This is a genomic window from Pseudomonas sp. FG6 (assembly GCF_057809015.1).
Genome location: NZ_JBMDJD010000088.1, coordinates 1 through 542 on the forward strand (window position 1 = coordinate 1; position 542 = coordinate 542).

1 protein-coding gene is annotated in these 542 nt (G+C 61.1%); it reads left to right on the forward strand.

Annotation, left to right across the window (positions count from 1 at the left end; genetic code table 11):
- Positions 1 to 542, forward strand: a 542-nt coding sequence (locus ACODSJ_RS24720; RefSeq protein WP_489104225.1) for an ATP-binding cassette domain-containing protein, incomplete at both ends; no start/stop codon positions are given.

Below are 542 nucleotides of genomic sequence, written 5' to 3' on the forward strand. Positions count from 1 at the left end.
TGCATCAACGGCTTGAACACCGTCAGCCGTGGCAAGTTGTTCGTCGAGCACGAAGGGCGGCAGATCGACATCGCCTCCTGTACCCCTGCCGAACTGAAGATGATGCGCACCAAGCGCATCGCCATGGTGTTCCAGAAGTTCGCCCTGATGCCTTGGTTGACGGTGCGCGAGAACATCAGCTTCGGCCTGGAAATGCAGGGCCGACCGGAAAAGGAACGCCGCAAGCTGGTCGACGACAAGCTTGAACTGGTGGGCCTGACCCAATGGCGCAACAAGAAGCCCGACGAGTTGTCCGGTGGCATGCAGCAACGGGTCGGCCTGGCCCGCGCCCTGGCGATGGACGCCGACATCCTGCTGATGGACGAACCGTTCTCGGCCCTCGACCCGCTGATCCGCCAAGGCCTGCAGGACGAGCTGCTGGAACTGCAACGCAAGCTGCACAAGACCATCGTGTTCGTCAGCCATGACCTGGACGAAGCCCTGAAACTGGGCAGCCGTATCGCGATCATGAAGGACGGCAAGATCATCCAGTACAGCAAGCC